The sequence below is a fragment of the Arthrobacter sp. 4R501 genome, from assembly GCF_002929755.1.
Classification (GTDB): Bacteria; Actinomycetota; Actinomycetes; order Actinomycetales; family Micrococcaceae; genus Arthrobacter.
The window spans coordinates 268081-283031 of the sequence record NZ_PJIW01000003.1; the positions used below are offsets into that span (position 1 = coordinate 268081).

The 14951-nt window shown below is 64.4% G+C and carries 15 protein-coding genes, 1 tRNA gene and 1 other RNA gene; 8 read left to right on the forward strand and 9 right to left on the reverse strand.

Features of this window, described 5'->3' with window-relative positions; genetic code table 11:
* Nucleotides 1-8 precede the first annotated feature (8 nt).
* Nucleotides 9-1565, reverse strand: a complete 1557-nt coding sequence (gene mptB / locus CXR02_RS04250) for a polyprenol phosphomannose-dependent alpha 1,6 mannosyltransferase MptB (RefSeq protein WP_181037117.1) — start codon at nucleotides 1563-1565, stop codon at nucleotides 9-11.
* 161 nt (nucleotides 1566-1726) lie between these two features.
* On the opposite strand from mptB, the gene orn reads away from it, so the two are divergent.
* The 3 genes from orn to def all read left to right on the forward strand — a co-directional run bounded on the left by orn (nucleotide 1727) and on the right by def (nucleotide 3250).
* Nucleotides 1727-2359, forward strand: coding sequence for an oligoribonuclease (gene orn, locus CXR02_RS04255; protein ID WP_104060860.1), 633 nt, complete (start codon nucleotides 1727-1729; stop codon nucleotides 2357-2359).
* 129 nt (nucleotides 2360-2488) lie between these two features.
* Nucleotides 2489-2561 (forward strand) — tRNA-His (locus CXR02_RS04260).
* Nucleotides 2562-2677: 116 nt separating this feature from the next.
* Nucleotides 2678-3250, forward strand: coding sequence for a peptide deformylase (gene def / locus CXR02_RS04265; RefSeq protein ID WP_056340647.1), 573 nt, complete (start codon nucleotides 2678-2680; stop codon nucleotides 3248-3250).
* A 9-nt stretch (nucleotides 3251-3259) separates the two neighbouring features.
* On the opposite strand, the gene CXR02_RS04270 is transcribed toward def, so the two are convergent.
* The 4 genes from CXR02_RS04270 to rnpB all read right to left on the reverse strand — a co-directional run bounded on the left by CXR02_RS04270 (nucleotide 3260) and on the right by rnpB (nucleotide 6598).
* Nucleotides 3260-4057, reverse strand: a complete 798-nt coding sequence (locus tag CXR02_RS04270; RefSeq protein ID WP_104060861.1) for an HNH endonuclease family protein — start codon at nucleotides 4055-4057, stop codon at nucleotides 3260-3262.
* Nucleotides 4058-4182: 125 nt separating this feature from the next.
* Nucleotides 4183-4386: a hypothetical protein gene (locus tag CXR02_RS04275; RefSeq protein WP_104060862.1), complete on the reverse strand. Its 204-nt coding sequence runs from the start codon at nucleotides 4384-4386 to the stop codon at nucleotides 4183-4185.
* Nucleotides 4387-4463: 77 nt separating this feature from the next.
* Nucleotides 4464-5942: a glyceraldehyde-3-phosphate dehydrogenase gene (locus CXR02_RS04280; RefSeq protein ID WP_104060863.1), complete on the reverse strand. Its 1479-nt coding sequence runs from the start codon at nucleotides 5940-5942 to the stop codon at nucleotides 4464-4466.
* Nucleotides 5943-6211: 269 nt separating this feature from the next.
* An RNA gene (gene rnpB, locus CXR02_RS04285) (RNase P RNA component class A) lies at nucleotides 6212-6598 on the reverse strand.
* Nucleotides 6599-6655: 57 nt separating this feature from the next.
* Between rnpB and CXR02_RS04290 the strand changes: the two genes are divergently transcribed.
* Nucleotides 6656-7420 (forward strand): YaaA family protein, encoded by a 765-nt coding sequence (locus CXR02_RS04290; RefSeq protein WP_104060864.1) that lies wholly within the window; start codon nucleotides 6656-6658, stop codon nucleotides 7418-7420.
* 44 nt (nucleotides 7421-7464) lie between these two features.
* Here the strand turns inward: CXR02_RS04290 and CXR02_RS04295 are convergent, their stop codons facing one another.
* Entirely contained in the window at nucleotides 7465-8220 is a 756-nt protein-coding gene (locus CXR02_RS04295) for a zinc ribbon domain-containing protein (RefSeq protein WP_104060865.1), read from the reverse strand.
* 123 nt (nucleotides 8221-8343) lie between these two features.
* Entirely contained in the window at nucleotides 8344-9267 is a 924-nt protein-coding gene (locus tag CXR02_RS04300) for a Nif3-like dinuclear metal center hexameric protein (RefSeq protein WP_104060866.1), read from the reverse strand.
* A 99-nt stretch (nucleotides 9268-9366) separates the two neighbouring features.
* Between CXR02_RS04300 and msrA the strand changes: the two genes are divergently transcribed.
* From msrA to epsC, 3 genes are all read left to right on the forward strand, one after another.
* A complete protein-coding gene (gene msrA, locus CXR02_RS04305; RefSeq protein ID WP_104060867.1) occupies nucleotides 9367-9891 on the forward strand; it encodes a peptide-methionine (S)-S-oxide reductase MsrA in 525 nt (174 codons plus the stop codon).
* Between the two features lie 65 nt (nucleotides 9892-9956).
* On the forward strand, nucleotides 9957-10892 hold the full coding sequence (gene cysK / locus CXR02_RS04310) for a cysteine synthase A (protein ID WP_058932137.1): 936 nt from the start codon (nucleotides 9957-9959) through the stop codon (nucleotides 10890-10892).
* A 39-nt stretch (nucleotides 10893-10931) separates the two neighbouring features.
* Nucleotides 10932-11516, forward strand: a complete 585-nt coding sequence (gene epsC, locus CXR02_RS04315) for a serine O-acetyltransferase EpsC (RefSeq protein ID WP_104060868.1) — start codon at nucleotides 10932-10934, stop codon at nucleotides 11514-11516.
* A gap of 16 nt (nucleotides 11517-11532) precedes the next feature.
* Here epsC and CXR02_RS04320 read toward each other — a convergent pair whose 3' ends face one another.
* Both CXR02_RS04320 and gndA read right to left on the reverse strand, forming a co-directional pair.
* Nucleotides 11533-12366, reverse strand: a complete 834-nt coding sequence (locus CXR02_RS04320) for an oxidoreductase (RefSeq protein ID WP_104060869.1) — start codon at nucleotides 12364-12366, stop codon at nucleotides 11533-11535.
* 124 nt (nucleotides 12367-12490) lie between these two features.
* Nucleotides 12491-13927, reverse strand: a complete 1437-nt coding sequence (gene gndA, locus CXR02_RS04325; RefSeq protein ID WP_104060870.1) for an NADP-dependent phosphogluconate dehydrogenase — start codon at nucleotides 13925-13927, stop codon at nucleotides 12491-12493.
* 172 nt (nucleotides 13928-14099) lie between these two features.
* Between gndA and CXR02_RS04330 the strand changes: the two genes are divergently transcribed.
* Nucleotides 14100-14828 (forward strand): FadR/GntR family transcriptional regulator, encoded by a 729-nt coding sequence (locus tag CXR02_RS04330; protein WP_104060871.1) that lies wholly within the window; start codon nucleotides 14100-14102, stop codon nucleotides 14826-14828.
* The last annotated feature ends 123 nt before the right edge of the window (nucleotides 14829-14951 follow it).

Sequence of the window (14951 nt, forward strand, 5' to 3'; positions counted from 1 at the left end):
TGCGGAGACTAGATAACGGGCCGTTCAGTCACCGGTTCGGCCGACTTCCGGAAGAGCCTTTTGGTGTCTGGATCCATGAAGATCAGGTACATGGCAAAAAGCAGGCCGGTAATCGCCGCCGCGAAGCGGGCCAGGACCAGGGCAAGTCCCAGGTCCTCGGTCTGGAGGTAGGGAAATACCTCCAGCTGGTCAGAAATGGCGTAGATCATGAAGAACGACACGATGAAATACAGGGCCTTGACCTGCCAGTCATTGCGGATGCCTGTCACCGCGAACAGCGGGATGAGCCACACCACGTACCAGGCCTGGATCATCGGCGCCAGCACCACGATGGCCGCAAAGCCCAAGGTGAGGCGGCGGATCAGCCGTTCATGCTCACCCCTGAAGATCTGGAAGGCGACGATGCCTACGGCAAGTAGTTTGCCGGCGTCGAACACCCAGTCGGCGAGCGTCCACCCGTCAAGGCCGAAGGCGTTCGAAACGGAAGCGACCACCAGCCCCACCAAGCCCACCGGCGCGTACCAAATGAAGAGGCTGCCAGGGGCGGACAGCCCATTGATCCAGCCGAAGCCGAACCCGTTGACGAGGCTCAGGCCGTACAGAATGGCCAGGCTCAGGCCTCCGGTCAGTCCCCAGAACAGGAATTTCCGCGGCCAGCCGGCGTTCTTGCCTGCCCAGATTAGGCCGATGAACGGCAGGAAAACGATGGTGATGGGCTTGACGGCGATGGAAAGGGTGACGAGGACTATGCCCAGCACCACGCGCCTGGTGGCCGCGTAGTACAGCCCGGCAAGGGCCAACCCGATCATGAGGGCATCGTTGTGGACGCTGGCGATGAAGTTGGTGAGGAACAGGGGGTTGGCCGCGGTGAGCCACAAAGCGCGGTGCGGATTGACGCCGTGAAGCTCGGCCAGCTTGGGCACGTAGATGACACAGAGGACCACACCAAACAGCGCCACGAGCCTGAAAAGCATCACGCTGGCCTCGGGCTGGACGTTGGTGGACCAGACCACAAACTGCTCGATCCACAGAAACAGCTGGCCGTACGGCACGGGAGCTTCAGTCCACTGTTTGTCGGCGCCTAGCTGGAAATAGTTGGACAGCGCCGAGATGCCGTTCTCGTAGGGGTTGAACCCCTCCACCATCAGCCTGCCCTGACCAATGTAGGCATATACGTCGCGGCTGAAGAGCGGGACGGTGAACATCAACGGCAGGCCCCATGCTGCGATGGCCTGCAGAGTTGCCTTTCGTGCCGCCGGCCCCCACACGCGGACCCGCTGGCCGAGCCTCAGCCAGGAGCGGACCAGGAGCATGCCGCCTACCGCAACCAGCACGATGGCCAGGGCAACGCCGATGGCCTCCGTCCGCATCCAGATAAAGATCGGTACGCGGCGGAGTTCGGATACGGGGGCCAGCCAGCCGACGCCGAGGGATCCGAACACCATAAGGACCGAGCCGACAAGACCGGCAAGGATGGGGGACCTGGCGTTATCCACTTCTGCCGCAGCGGGCTCCGGGATCACGCTGGCGGCCATCTCCCCCGTTGCAGGCACAGGCGCCGTCATCTCAGGATCGTCCAATCTCTTTACACTCGGCGCTTAAGTCCCGCGGGCGGCTGTGGCCGCCCGGGCCGCGCAGACACTGCACAGCGGCAAAATCCTCGCCCCATGTACCCGAAATCCTAGCATCGGACGGTTGCGCCGGAGCTAAACGGTAGGCTGGTCCGGTGCCTATATCTAACGAACGCATCGTCTGGATCGACTGCGAAATGACCGGCCTGGACATCAAGAACGACGCCCTGATCGAGGTGGCGGCGCTGGTGACGGACTCAGAGCTCAACATTCTCGGCGACGGTGTGGACGTGGTGATCAAGCCTGAGGGTGCTGCCCTCGCCCAGATGAACGACTTCGTGAGGGACATGCACACCCGGTCCGGGCTGCTGAAGGAACTGCCGCACGGCAAGACCATGGCCGAGGCCGAAGCCGCCGTGATGGAATACATCGAAAAGTGGGTGCCGGACCCGCGCAAGGCACCGCTGGGCGGCAACTCCGTTGGAACAGACCGCGTCTTCCTCTCCCGTGACATGCCGGCCGTTGTGGAGCACCTGCATTACCGCGTGATCGACGTGAGCACCATTAAGGAACTCTCCCGCCGCTGGTTCGCCCGTGCCTACTTCCAGTCCCCCGCCAAGAAGGGCGGCCACCGCGCCCTGGGTGACATCCAGGATTCCATCGACGAGCTCCGCTACTACCGCGAGGCGGTTTTTGTTCCCGCTCCCGGGCCTGACAGCGCCACGGCCCGCGAAGTCGCCCAGCGCATCACTGCCTCGCCGGGCACAGCAGGTATTCCGAAAGAGTAATCTGCGCCACGTTTGGCGGAAATTTTCGCAAAAACCCCAAAAGTGGCGCAAGCACCGTCAAACAGCAGGTAAGCTATTTGAGTTGCCTTTCCAGAGCACCGGACCACCGGGAAATCTGTGGGGCACATGGTGGGCTTAGCTCAGTTGGCAGAGCGCCTGGTTGTGGTCCAGGAGGTCGCGGGTTCAACCCCCGTAGCTCACCCTCATAGGGCGGCAGTAAAAGCCGTCCATTTGGAGGCCGTACCGGATATCCGGTACGGCCTCCATTTTTTTGCATAACCGCCGGCGCCACGCCGCACGCACGAAGGGCCGCCTGACATGACAGTTCTGCCAATCACCGTCTGGGGTGAACCGGTGCTCCACCGCCGCGCCGCCGAGGTGGAGGTTTTCGACGACGAACTGCGCACCCTGATCGCGGACATGTTTGAAACCAACGACGCCGCCAACGGCGTGGGCCTGGCGGCGCCGCAGGTCGGTGTGGGCAAAAGAATTTTCGTGTATAAGTACGCCAATGACGACGGCGCTCCGCCCATCGGAGTCCTGGTAAACCCGGTACTGACCCTGTCCAAGATCTCTGGCGCGCTGCCGGACCCCGAGGAAGAGGAAGAGGGCTGCCTCTCCTTCCCCGGCGGCGCATACCCGCTCAAGCGTGCGGAGTGGGCGCGGGTGGAAGGATTTGACGGCCATGGGCAGCCGGTGGAGTTCGAAGCGACCGGATGGTTCGCACGGGTCATCCAGCACGAATACGACCACCTCGACGGAAAGCTCTACGTCAACCGGCTGATTGACCGCTATGCACGGAAGGCCATGAAACTGGCCAAGAAGAGCGGCTGGGGTGTGCCCGGCCTGACCTGGATGCCCGGCGTGGATCCGGACCCGTTCGGCCACTGAGCCGAAGCATTACCTCGCGGTAATGGTTGGCTGGTCCGGGCAGGAGTCCAGGACGCGCTTCATCGCATCCTTCTCCGGCTGCGTGACCCACAGTCCATAGGACGCCTTCACCGAGATCTGGCGGGCCACGTAATGGCAGCGGATGTTCTTGTTCTTCGGCAGCCAGGTGGCGGCGTCGCTTGCGCTCTTCTGCTGATTTGCAGGACCGTCCGCGGCGATGAGGTTTATCGGATCGTTGGCCAGGCTCTGGCGCTGCCCCGGGGTCAGCCCCTGTGCGCCTTTCTGCCACGAGTCTGCCAGCGCTACCACGTGATCGACCTGGACCGCCTTGCTGCTTTCCGGGCCACGGCGGAAGTCCACCATTTCCCCCGTGTAGGGCTCGTGGAAAGCGCCCGACGCGACCCGGCATTTGGACCCCTCCGTGAAGCCCACAGCGGTGAGGTCCCTGCGGAGGATGTCATTGCGGGTGTCGCAGCCGTTCCGGTCCACGTCCAGCCAGGCCTGCCCGAAGGCCTCCCGCTGGTAATTGTCTTTGGGAGCCCGTCCCTTGACGGAAAGCCGCTCGAGGGCGGTCAGGGCACTCATCTGCGGTACAGCGTGCACCGGGATCACGGGCTTCATCCAGGTCCCGTCGAAAACAGGCGCCTCGCGGGGCCCGGCGATTGCCGGTTCTGCCGCAGCGAACTGGCCCGCGGTGAAAAACCACCCCGCAGAGCCAACTGCAGACACGGCCAGCAGGGCCAGCAGAGCCCAGGCCTGCCTCGAACGGCGGCGGGCACGGCGGTAGGCACGCCAGCTGACGGTCATGGGCAACCGGCTCTTCCGGAAATGTAATGCACCAGAAGAGCCTAGGCCACCCCACTGACACCCCTCCGGTTATCCACAATGGGGAGGACGAGTGGCCCGGGTCATCCGCCTACTGCTATGGCCGGCTACTGCTCCCGGACTACACGGCGCAGGTCTTCTTCGGCAACCTGAAGGAGCCCTTCGAGCTGGCGCACACGGTCGTCGCCGACGTCGCCTGTAGCCCGGGACGCGCGGGCCTGCTCCAGGAGCCTGATGGCTTCTTTGTGGTTGGCCTTGGCGACATCGAGGGCGTGTTCAAGGGTGGTCTCGTGGAGAGTTTCGTTATCCATGCCACCAGTGTGGTCCCGATTCCCGGCTGATTCCAGCGAACCAGCCGGGAATGTCCGGCAGCCAGCCCGCAAACGGCTTAGACGGCGATTGCGGCCAGGGCCGCAGCGGCTTCCTTGGCGGGGAACGCCGGCGGGTTGACGCCGGCCATCTCTTCCATAACCCGGACTACCTGGCAGCTGTAGCCGAACTCGTTGTCGTACCAGACGTAAAGAATCAGGTTCTTGTCGTTGGAGATCGTGGCAAGGCCGTCAACGATGCCGGCACGGCGCGAGCCGACGAAGTCCGTAGAAACAACCTCGGGCGAATCGATGTAGTCAATCTGCTTGCGGAGGTCCGAATGCAGGGACATCTGACGCAGATAATCATTCACCTCATCCTTGGTGGTGCCGTTTTCCAGGCTGAGGTTCAGGATGGCCAGCGAGACGTCCGGGGTGGGGACGCGAATGGAGCTGCCGGTGAGCTTGCCCTGAAGTTCGGGCAGTGCCTTCGCCACGGCAGTGGCCGCTCCGGTTTCGGTGATGACCATGTTCAGCGCGGCGGAGCGGCCGCGGCGGTCGCCCTTGTGGAAGTTGTCGATCAGGTTCTGGTCGTTGGTGAAGGAGTGAACGGTCTCCACGTGGCCGTGGATCACGCCGAACTTGTCGTTGATAGCCTTCAGGACCGGGGTGATGGCGTTGGTGGTGCAGGACGCCGCGGACACGATCTGGTCCGTGTCCTCGATGGTGCCGTGGTTAATGCCGTGCACGATGTTCTTCAGATTGCCCTTGCCCGGGGCAGTAAGGAGAACGCGGGCAACGCCCTTGCTCTGCAGGTGCTGGGACAGGCCCTCAGCGTCGCGCCAGCGGCCCGTGTTGTCCACCACCAGGGCGTCGTGGATGCCGTACGCGGTGTAGTCGATCGTGGCGGGGTTGTCCGAGTAGATGACCTGGACCTGGACGCCGTTCGCGGTAATGGTGTTGGCGTCCTCGTCCACGCGGATGGTTCCCTCGAAGGAGCCGTGGACCGAGTCGCGGCGCAGAAGGCTGGCGCGCTTGGTGAGGTCCTTGTCCGAGCCGCGGCGCACCACAATGGCTCGCAGGCGCAGGCCGTGGCCGCCGCCGGCCTTCTCGATGAGAAGGCGCGCCAGCAGGCGGCCGATCCGGCCAAAGCCGTAGAGCACAACGTCGGTGCTGGTGCGGTCATCGCCACCACGCTTGCCAACTACCTCGGCAAGCTCGGCGCGGAGGAACTCTTCCAGGGTGGCACCGTCGCCTTCTGCCTTGAACTTTTCCGCGAGGCGGGCGACGTCGATGGCCGCCGCACCCAGCTCCAGCTGAGCCAGGATGTTCAGCAGCGGTGCGGTCTCTTCGAGCAGGAGCTCGGTGTTGCTCATGCGGCGGGCGAAACGGTGCGCCTTGAGGATGTTCATGGTGGACTTGTTGATCAGGCTGCGGCCGTGAATGCTGGTCACCACGTTGTTCTCGCGGTACAGCCGGCCAATCACCGGAATCATGGCCTCGGCGAGAGCCTCCCGGCCCATCCACGTATCAAGACAAGAATCTGACGTCTGGCTCACAGAACTACCTTCCTCGGTTCAGCCGCATACGTCGTCGTACGCGGTTGGCGGCCACCTGATGTTGTCCAGGGGCTCTGGCACCGGCAGGATGCGGTCCATCCCGGGTGCCGTGGAGAAGCGTAAAGAAAAGCCACCGGCTGCGAACGCAGACCCGGCGGCAGAACTTCTACGTTCGCTCTCTATTCTAGGCTGGAGCGACACCGCGGACCGCCGCAACCGGCGTGAAATCACTCACATGCGGGGCCGCGTCGGTGCCCGGCGGGTGGTGTTGGATGGGTTGACCGATACGCCGGGTTCTGTGCTCCCGTGCCATTACCAGCGCGGGAGTAGCGGCCATCCATCTACGGACGCCGTTGCCGACGCCCTCCAGCGGCCTACCCGGACACTCGGGCGGGCAGCCCTCAAACGTGTCCTGTCTGGCCTTGCTCCGGGTGGGGTTTACCTAGCCTTCCCGGTCACCCGGGAAGCTGGTGGTCTCTTACACCACCGTTTCACCCTTACCTGCTGAGCTTCCGTTGCCGGAAGACGCAGGCGGTCTGTTCTCTGTGGCACTGGCCTGCGGGTTACCCCGAGTGGGCGTTACCCACCACCCTGCCCTGCGGAGCCCGGACGTTCCTCGAGCCACTTGCGTGACGCGCGGCCGCCTGGTCAACCCATCCGCAGACCAGTCTACCGCCGGTAGAGGGCACCGCCGTCGCCGGTAGGATCGTACGGTGCTGATTCTGCTTCCCCCCTCCGAAGGCAAGACCCCCGCAGTCCGCGGGTCCGCCGTCGACTGGCCGTCACTGAGCTTTCCGGAACTCAACACCTACCGGGCCAAAGTCCTGGAGGCGCTGGGGACGGTGAGTGCGCATGAGGATGCCCTCGCGCTGCTGGGCGTCGGCGCATCGCTGCAGGACGACGTCGAACGCAACACCCGGCTCCACGCCGAACCGGCGGCCCCTGCGCACCAGATCTATTCGGGCGTTCTGTACGACGCCCTCGGCTACAAAACGCTGACCCCGGCGCAGCGCCGGAAGGCCGATGGTTCGGTGCTCGTGATCTCGGCCCTATGGGGTGCCATCCGCTTCGCCGACCGTGTGCCCGCCTACCGGCTGTCGATGGGAACGGCACTGCCCGACGTCGGCCGGCTCGCCTCGTTCTGGAAGCCGCAGCTTTCGGAAGCCCTCGCGGAGTCGGTGTCCGGGCATCTGCTCGTGGACTGCCGCTCCAGCACGTATGCCGTGGCATGGGCACCGCCGCCGGCTCAGACGGTGGCCGTCAACGTGTTCACCGAGGTCAACGGGGTGCGCAAGGTGGTCAGCCACTTCGCGAAACACACGCGCGGCGAGCTGGCACGGCACCTGCTGGCCCGCCGCGGAAACGCCCCGCAGACCCCGGTACAGCTGCTGAAGGCCGCGCGCGAGAAATGGGACGCGGAGTTGGTTGACGGTTCAGCGCGGAAGCCGCACGCCCTGAACATCATCCTGCCCAACTAGCTCGCAGTTAACGTCGCCATTCGCGATTTTCACGACGTCAAGTGCTAGTTACTTGGGGCGGGGGTATTCCACTCGGCGGAGCGCACCAGGATGGCACCCGAATCCGGGCAGAACACAATGTCGTCTTCGGCGGCGGCCTTGATTTCTGCGAGGTCTCCGGGGCTCAGCTTCATGCCGGAGGCTTCCGAGGTTCCGTGGAACAACCGGGCGGCGCCCACTCCACGCTTAGCGAGCGTCTTTTCGTAAATTGCCAGCATCCCGGCGTCGAGTCCTGCAGCGAATTCGGCACGCTTGCCGCGGACAACAGCGGCTTCGGCGGCCACCTCGGCCAGGGCCTCATCGAGTTCGGCGCGGATGCCGCCGAACGAGCCCTGGACGTTGTCCACGATGAGCTGCTGGGCAGCCTGCCGTTCGCGCAAGGAATCCAGGCGTTCCAGGACTTCCAGCTCCACGTCCTCAAGGTCGGAGCGGCGTTTGTTGAGGGAGGCGATGTCCTTCTGCAGCGCCACGAGGTCCTTGGACAGCCCCGTGCCGCTGTTGAGCCGGGCTTCGTCGCGTGCAATGCGGGAGGCGACCTGTTCGACGTCGGCCTCGGCACGCTTAAGCTCGGCTTCGGCGTCATGGACGGCCATCTTGGCGGAGCCGAGTTCACCGTTGGCGACGGACAATGCTGATTGCAGGTCCTCGATCCGGGGATCGGTGTCCAGGGCCCGACGGCGGTTGGAGAGGGACTTGAGCTTTGCGTCCAGCCCCTGCAGTTCGAGCAACTTCAACTGTTCCGCCGGTGCTGCCTTGGCCACTATTTACCTCCGCTAAATCCAATCCGGCCGAAGCCGGGCACCGTATCGGCGCTGTATAGACTCTAGCGCCTAGCGTGCTCCCCAGGCTCGCCCGGGTCACCCGGGGACCCCCGCACGCCAGGCTTAGCCCGGAGTCAGAATGAAGTCCCACGGATCGCTGTTGGTGGTGCTTACCTGGATCTCGACGTCATGGCCCTGATCGGCGAGCACATTCCCCAGTGCCGACGCAGCGGCGGGCAGCCAGAGCCATTCGCTGGCGAAGTGCGAAACGTCAATCAGGTACGGCCGGCCGTTCACTGCCGCTTCCCGGGCTTCGGACGCCGGATGGTGCCGGAGGTCGGCGGTGACGTAGACGTCGGCGTTGTTGGCCCGCACCTCGTTGAACAGGGAATCCCCCGCCCCGCCGCAAACCGCAATGCGCCGCACCAGCCCATCCTTGTCCCCGGACACGCGGACTCCCCCGGCCACCGACGGCAGGATGCCGAACACCCTGGCCGCGAAGTCGCCCAGGCTCATCACGTCCGCCAGATCACCCACGCGTCCGATGCCTTCCTCGGGCAGGCCGTTCGCGGCAACCGTCAGCGGGACAACGCCCTCCAGTCCCAGCGCATCAGCCAGGACGTCGGAAACGCCCCCGACGGCGGAATCACCGTTCGTGTGGACGGTCAGGAGTGCGGTGCCGGACTCGATGAGACGGTGGATGGCCTGCCCTTTGGCAGTAGTGGCGGCCACCGACGTGACGCCTTTGAGGAGCAAGGGGTGGTGCGTGATCAGGAGCTCGGCACCCCATTCCACCGCTTCCTCGATCACCGTAAGCGTGGGATCAACGGCGAACATCACCCGAGTCACGGGCGCTGAGGGGTGGCCGGCCACGAGCCCTACCTCGTCCCAGTTTTCGGCGAGTGACTCGGGCCAGAGTTCCTCTACCGCCAGCAGCACCTGGCCCAGCGTGGGAGCAGCCGGACCAGCCGCCGCAGCGTCCTCCCCAGTAAGGGTGCCGTCGTCGTGCTTGCCCGCATCTGTAACGCCGGTGTCTGCAGATTCCATAGTCTCAGTTTTACCCCATCCGGCCGTTTGCCCGGCATCATTCAAAGTCTCGTAGGGTGGTCAGGGAATCATCCGGCGCGCTCAACCATTGAAGAGGTCATGAAAACTTTTGTTCTTGGCGGGGGCTGCTTCTGGTGCCTTGATGCTGTCTACCAGAAAACCAAGGGGGTCTCCTCGGTGATTTCCGGCTACACGGGCGGCCATGACCCCCGGCCGGACTACTACTCCGTCTGCGGCGGGACCACCGGCCACGCTGAGGTTGTGGCGGTCACTTTCGACGAGTCCATCATCCCGGCCGAGGTCATCCTGGACATGTTCTTCGCGCTGCACGATCCCACCACGCTCAACCGCCAGGGCTACGACGTGGGCACGCAGTACCGCTCGTCCATGTTCTATGAGACCACCGAGGAGAAGATTCTCTTCGAGGAAGCCATCGAACGGAACCAGGCTCTGTGGTCGCACCCGATTGTGACCGAGGTCAGCCGGCTGCCACGGTTCCATGTGGCGGAGGACGTCCACCAGGACTATTACGCCAAGTATCCCGAGCAGGGCTACTGCCAGGTGATCATCAATCCGAAGCTCGCGAAGGCCAGGAAATATTACTCTGCATGGCTTAATGCTTAGCAGCGGCCACTCAGCCATCGTTAGGCTGACCTCAGCATTCACTCTTGAGAGATAGGCATATCTACATGGCACGGATCTATGACGATGTAACGCAGTTGGTCGGCGGCACTCCGCTGGTCCGCCTGAACCGGCTCACCGAGGGCCTGGGCGCCACTGTGGCCGTCAAGCTGGAGTTCTACAACCCAGCCAACAGCGTCAAGGACCGCATCGGCGTGGCCATCGTTGACGCCGCCGAGAAGTCCGGCGCCCTTAAGCCCGGCGGCACCATCGTTGAAGGCACCTCCGGCAACACCGGCATCGCCCTGGCCATGGTGGGTGCTGCCCGCGGCTACAAGGTCATCCTGACCATGCCCGAGACCATGTCCACCGAGCGCCGCGTTATGCTGCGGGCGTTCGGTGCCGAGATTGTGCTGACCCCGGGTTCCGAGGGCATGCGCGGCGCCGTGGAAAAGGCCCAGGAAATCGTGGCCAACACGGAGAACTCCATCTGGGCCCAGCAGTTCGCCAACGAGGCCAACCCTGAGATCCACCGCACCACCACCGCCGAGGAAATCTGGTCCGACACCGACGGCAAGGTGGACATCTTCGTCGCCGGAATCGGCACCGGCGGAACCGTCACCGGCGTCGGCCAGGTCCTGAAGGAACGCAATCCTGACGTCCAGATTGTGGCCATCGAGCCGAAGGACTCCGCCATCCTGAACGGCGGCGCTCCCGGGCCGCACAAGATCCAGGGCATCGGTGCGAACTTCATCCCGGAAATCCTGGACACCAACGTCTACGACGAAGTACTGGACGCCACCCTGGAGGATTCCGTCCGCGTCGCCCGTGAACTCGGCGTCAAGGAAGGCATCCTCGGCGGCATCTCCTCCGGCGCCATCGTCTGGGGTGCCCTGGAACTGGCCAAGCGTCCGGAGAATGCCGGCAAGCTGATCGTGGCGGTTGTCTGCGACTTCGGTGAGCGTTACATCTCCACCGTGCTCTATGACGACATCCGAGGCTGATCAGCCCGTTGTCGCCCCGTTTCCTGTAGAAAGAACTTTGTGGGCTTTTTCGCAAGACTGAAGGAAGACCTCGATGCCGCCCGGTCACACGACCCGGCGGCTCGAGGTTCTTTTGAGAATTTTTTCGCCTATTCGGGGCTGCACGCCATCTGGATCCACCGGCTGACGCACCGCATGTGGCAGAACCCGGGGCTGCGGTTCCCGGCTCGGCTGGTGTCGCAGCTGGGCCGCTTCCTGACCGGAATCGAGATCCATCCCGGCGCCACGATCGGCCGACGCTTCTTTATCGACCACGGCATGGGTGTGGTCATCGGCGAGACCGCCGAAATCGGCGAAGACGTGATGATCTACCACGGTGTCACGTTGGGCGGCCGCTCCCTGGCCAAGGTCAAGCGCCACCCCACCATTGAGGACCGGGTCACCATCGGTGCCGGAGCCAAGATCCTGGGACCCATCACCATCGGCCGGGACAGCGCCGTGGGCGCCAACGCCGTGGTGGTCAAGGACGCGCCGCCGGAATCGATTGTCACCGGCGTGCCCGCCAAGTGGCGCCACCGCGATGCCCAGCGCGAAACCAAACCCGCAGTGGATCCGGCCGAGTACGACATCGAATACCGGATCTGACCCGTTACTGCAGCCTCTACCCCGCAACGCGCTTCAGGACTGCCATGACCACCGCGTCATAGAACCGGTCCGGCAGGACGCGCCGCAGGCCCAGAATGGCTGCCGCTCCCCTGCCCACCGGGTACCGGGTCCGGGGACGCGCAGCCGTGGCCGCGTGCAGTACAGCCGCAGCAATCACGGCCGGCTGCGTTGACGTCTCAGGCCTGTCCGTGGACGCCAGGACATTCGCCATATGCGTTGCCTGGGCAGCGTACGGCCCCTCGCCGCTGCTGGCCAGCAGCCCGTCAGCGGAAATCCGGCCCCATTCGCTGAGCGTGCTTGCCGGTTCAATGATGGCTACGTCGATGCCGTGCGGCTTGAGTTCCAGCCGCAGCGCATCGCTCATGCCCTCCACGGCGAACTTCGTGGCGTGGTACCAGGCACCGAGGGGCTCGTAGAATTTTCCGCCGATGGACGAGATGTTGATGATCCTGCCCCGGCCCGCACTCCGCATGGCCGGCAGGACCAGCTGCGTCATCCTGGCAAGGCCAAAGACATTCACCTCAAATTGGCGCCGGCCTTCGGCCAGGTCCACCAGTTCCAGCGCCCCGTAGGACCCGTAGCCGGCGTTGTTGACCAGAACGTCAATCCGCCCGCGTTCTTCCAGGACACGGCCGACGGCGGCACGCATCGAGTCATCGTCCGTCACGTCCAGTGCCAGGACTTGGACGCCAAGCGCTTTCAGCGGCTCCATCCTGTCCACGCGGCGGGCGCCGGCGTAGACGATGAAGCCATGGCTGCTGAGCTTCTTCGCCGCCTCGAAGCCGATACCCGTGGAGGCTCCCGTAACAAATGCGACTGGCTTGGGCATTCTGACTCCTTGGATGGACGGACACCGCGGCTGCTGCCGGAAACGCCAACGGCCGGCAGCTCCCAGAATATCCGGGAAGTGCCGGCCGCAGGGTTTGCAGCTTGATGCAATCAGAGCATGGGGATTAGTGCGTGTCCACTGCTTCGATTTCGGACTTGTCCTCGCCCCACAGGGTGTGGAACGTGCCCTCAGCGTCGACGCGACCGTAGGTGTGCGCGCCGAAGAGGTCACGCTGGCCCTGGATCACTGCGGCCGGCAGGCGCTTGCGGCGCAGGCCGTCGTAGTAGGCCAGTGAAGAGGAGAAGACCGGCACGGGGATGCCGAGCTGGACGGCGGTGGAGACCACGCGGCGCCATGCCGGCAGGACCTCGGCGATGGCCTTGGTGAACGCCGGGGCGAACAGCAGGTTGGCCGGCTTGTCTTCGGCGGCGTAGGCGTTGGTGATTTCCTTGAGCAGCTCTGCACGGATGATGCAGCCGCCGCGCCACAACGAAGCGATCTCGTCCAGCTTGAGGTCCCAGCCGTATTCCTTGGCTGCTGAGGTCAGCATGTCCAGGCCCTGGGCGTAGGAAACCAGCTTGGACGCGTACAGCGCCTGGCGGACGTCCTCAACAAAGGTGTCCGGAACATCGACGGCGATTTCCTCACCGGCGAGCAGTTCCTGGGCGATCTTGCGCTGCTCGGACTGCGATGACAGGGCGCGGGCGAAGACCGACTCGGCGATGCCCGACGTCGGGGAACCAAGCTCCAGCGCCGAAATGACCGTCCAGCGTCCGGTGCCCTTCTGGCCTGCGGCATCCACCACAACATCGACAAACGGCTTGCCGGTGCGGGTGTCAACGTGGCCCAGGACCTCGGCGGAGATTTCGATCAGGAAGGAGGCGAGTTCGCCCTTGTTCCACTCTTCGAAGATCTTGGCCTGGTCAGCGGGTTCGATGCCGGCGCCGGAGCGGAGGAGGTCGAATGCTTCGCCGATGACCTGCATGTCGGCGTATTCGATGCCGTTGTGGACCATCTTGACGAAGTGGCCGGCCCCGTCGGTGCCGATCCAGGCGCAGCAGGGCTTGCCGTCGACGTGCGCGGAGATCTTTTCGAGCAGCGGGCCGAGGGCGTCATAGGACTCCTTGGAACCACCGGGCATGATGGACGGGCCGTTCAGGGCACCTTCCTCACCGCCGGAGACGCCAATGCCGACGAAGTGCAGGTCCTTCTTCGCCAGCGCGGCTTCGCGACGGCGGGTGTCCTCGTAGTGGGAGTTTCCGGCGTCGATGATGATGTCGCCGGCCTCCAGCAGGGGTTCAAGCTGCTCGATGACGGAGTCAACCGGCTTGCCGGCCTTGACCATGATCAGGACGCGGCGGGGCTTCTCCAGCGAGTCAACAAGTTCCTGCAGCGTTTCGGTGCGGACGAAGTCGCCGTCCGTGCCGTGCTTTTCGAGCAGCGCGTCAGTCTTTTCGACGGACCTGTTGTGCAAGGCAACGGTGAAGCCGTTGCGGGCCAGGTTGCGGGCCAGGTTGGCGCCCATCACCGCAAGGCCGGTGACACCGATGTGTGCAGACATCAAAACTCCAATTTCGTTGTGCAATGGATGTGCAGATGGCTCCGCGTTCGCTGCGAAGCACGCTGTCACGAACCGATGGATCCTAATAAAGCATATATATTCAATCGGCGTGAGGGAAGCGGTGCCCACTTTGTGGAACGGGCCCAGTCAATCCCAGTTTAGGCTTGAGTCCATGTCGACCAGCCTGCACCACCGTGCCATCGAGAACCTAGGCACCCGGATCATCACGGGCGAGCTGCCCACCGGACACATCATGCTGGCCGAGCATCTTGAGGAAGAACTGCAGGTTTCGCGTTCCGTGGTCCGCGAGGCTGTGCGGGTCCTTCAGTCCCTGGGCCTCGTGGAAACCACCAAGCGGGTGGGGATCCGCGTGCTGCCGCCGAGCCGCTGGAACCCCTTCGATTCCCAGGTCATCCGCTGGCGGCTGTCCAGCGACGCCCGCGGCGCCCAGCTGCGGTCACTGATCGAACTGCGCTCCGCCGTCGAGCCCGCCGCGGCCGAGCTGGCCGCGAACAACGCACCGGCGCAGCTCCGGCGTGAGCTGGTGGACATTGCCCATGCCCTGCGCGACGCCGGTCACTCCGGGGACGCGCAGAAGTTCCTGGAGCTGGACATCGCCTTTCACTCGGTCCTGCTATCCGGATCGGGGAACGAAATGTTCGCCAACCTGATGGGGCAGGTGGCGGAGACCCTGACGGGGCGCACGGTCCACGGACTAATGCCGGACCACCCCCACGAGGGGGCGCTGCAGTGGCACATCGATCTCGCCGAAGCGGTTGCCGCCGGGGACGCCGCCACGGCCCGGGCCGCTTCTGAACAGATCATGCGCCGCACGACCTCCCGGCTGTCCGGAACGTGGACGGACCAGCCCCGGGTGTTCCTTCCCGTCCGCCGGAGCTGACCGCGCCCAGAACCAGCCAGAACCAGCGCGTCCTTATCGTGCTATTCCGGTTGGAAGTTGAGGAGTACTTTTCCTGATGCGGCGGAGTTCCTGGCGGTTTCGAAGGCTTCCAGGCCTTGGCTG

What these genes read in the sequence shown, in the direction of transcription:
- mptB (WP_181037117.1), bottom strand. Translation starts at nt 1,565, where the DNA reads ATGACGGCGCCTGTGCCTGCAACGGGGGAGATGGCCGCCAGCGTGATC.
- def (WP_056340647.1), top strand. Translation starts at nt 2,678, where the DNA reads ATGACAGTTCTGCCAATCACCGTCTGGGGTGAACCGGTGCTCCACCGC.
- CXR02_RS04270 (WP_104060861.1), bottom strand. Translation starts at nt 4,057, where the DNA reads ATGACCGTCAGCTGGCGTGCCTACCGCCGTGCCCGCCGCCGTTCGAGG.
- CXR02_RS04275 (WP_104060862.1), bottom strand. Translation starts at nt 4,386, where the DNA reads ATGGATAACGAAACTCTCCACGAGACCACCCTTGAACACGCCCTCGAT.
- CXR02_RS04300 (WP_104060866.1), bottom strand. Translation starts at nt 9,267, where the DNA reads ATGGAATCTGCAGACACCGGCGTTACAGATGCGGGCAAGCACGACGAC.
- msrA (WP_104060867.1), top strand. Translation starts at nt 9,367, where the DNA reads ATGAAAACTTTTGTTCTTGGCGGGGGCTGCTTCTGGTGCCTTGATGCT.
- cysK (WP_058932137.1), top strand. Translation starts at nt 9,957, where the DNA reads ATGGCACGGATCTATGACGATGTAACGCAGTTGGTCGGCGGCACTCCG.
- CXR02_RS04320 (WP_104060869.1), bottom strand. Translation starts at nt 12,366, where the DNA reads ATGCCCAAGCCAGTCGCATTTGTTACGGGAGCCTCCACGGGTATCGGC.
- gndA (WP_104060870.1), bottom strand. Translation starts at nt 13,927, where the DNA reads ATGTCTGCACACATCGGTGTCACCGGCCTTGCGGTGATGGGCGCCAAC.
- CXR02_RS04330 (WP_104060871.1), top strand. Translation starts at nt 14,100, where the DNA reads ATGTCGACCAGCCTGCACCACCGTGCCATCGAGAACCTAGGCACCCGG.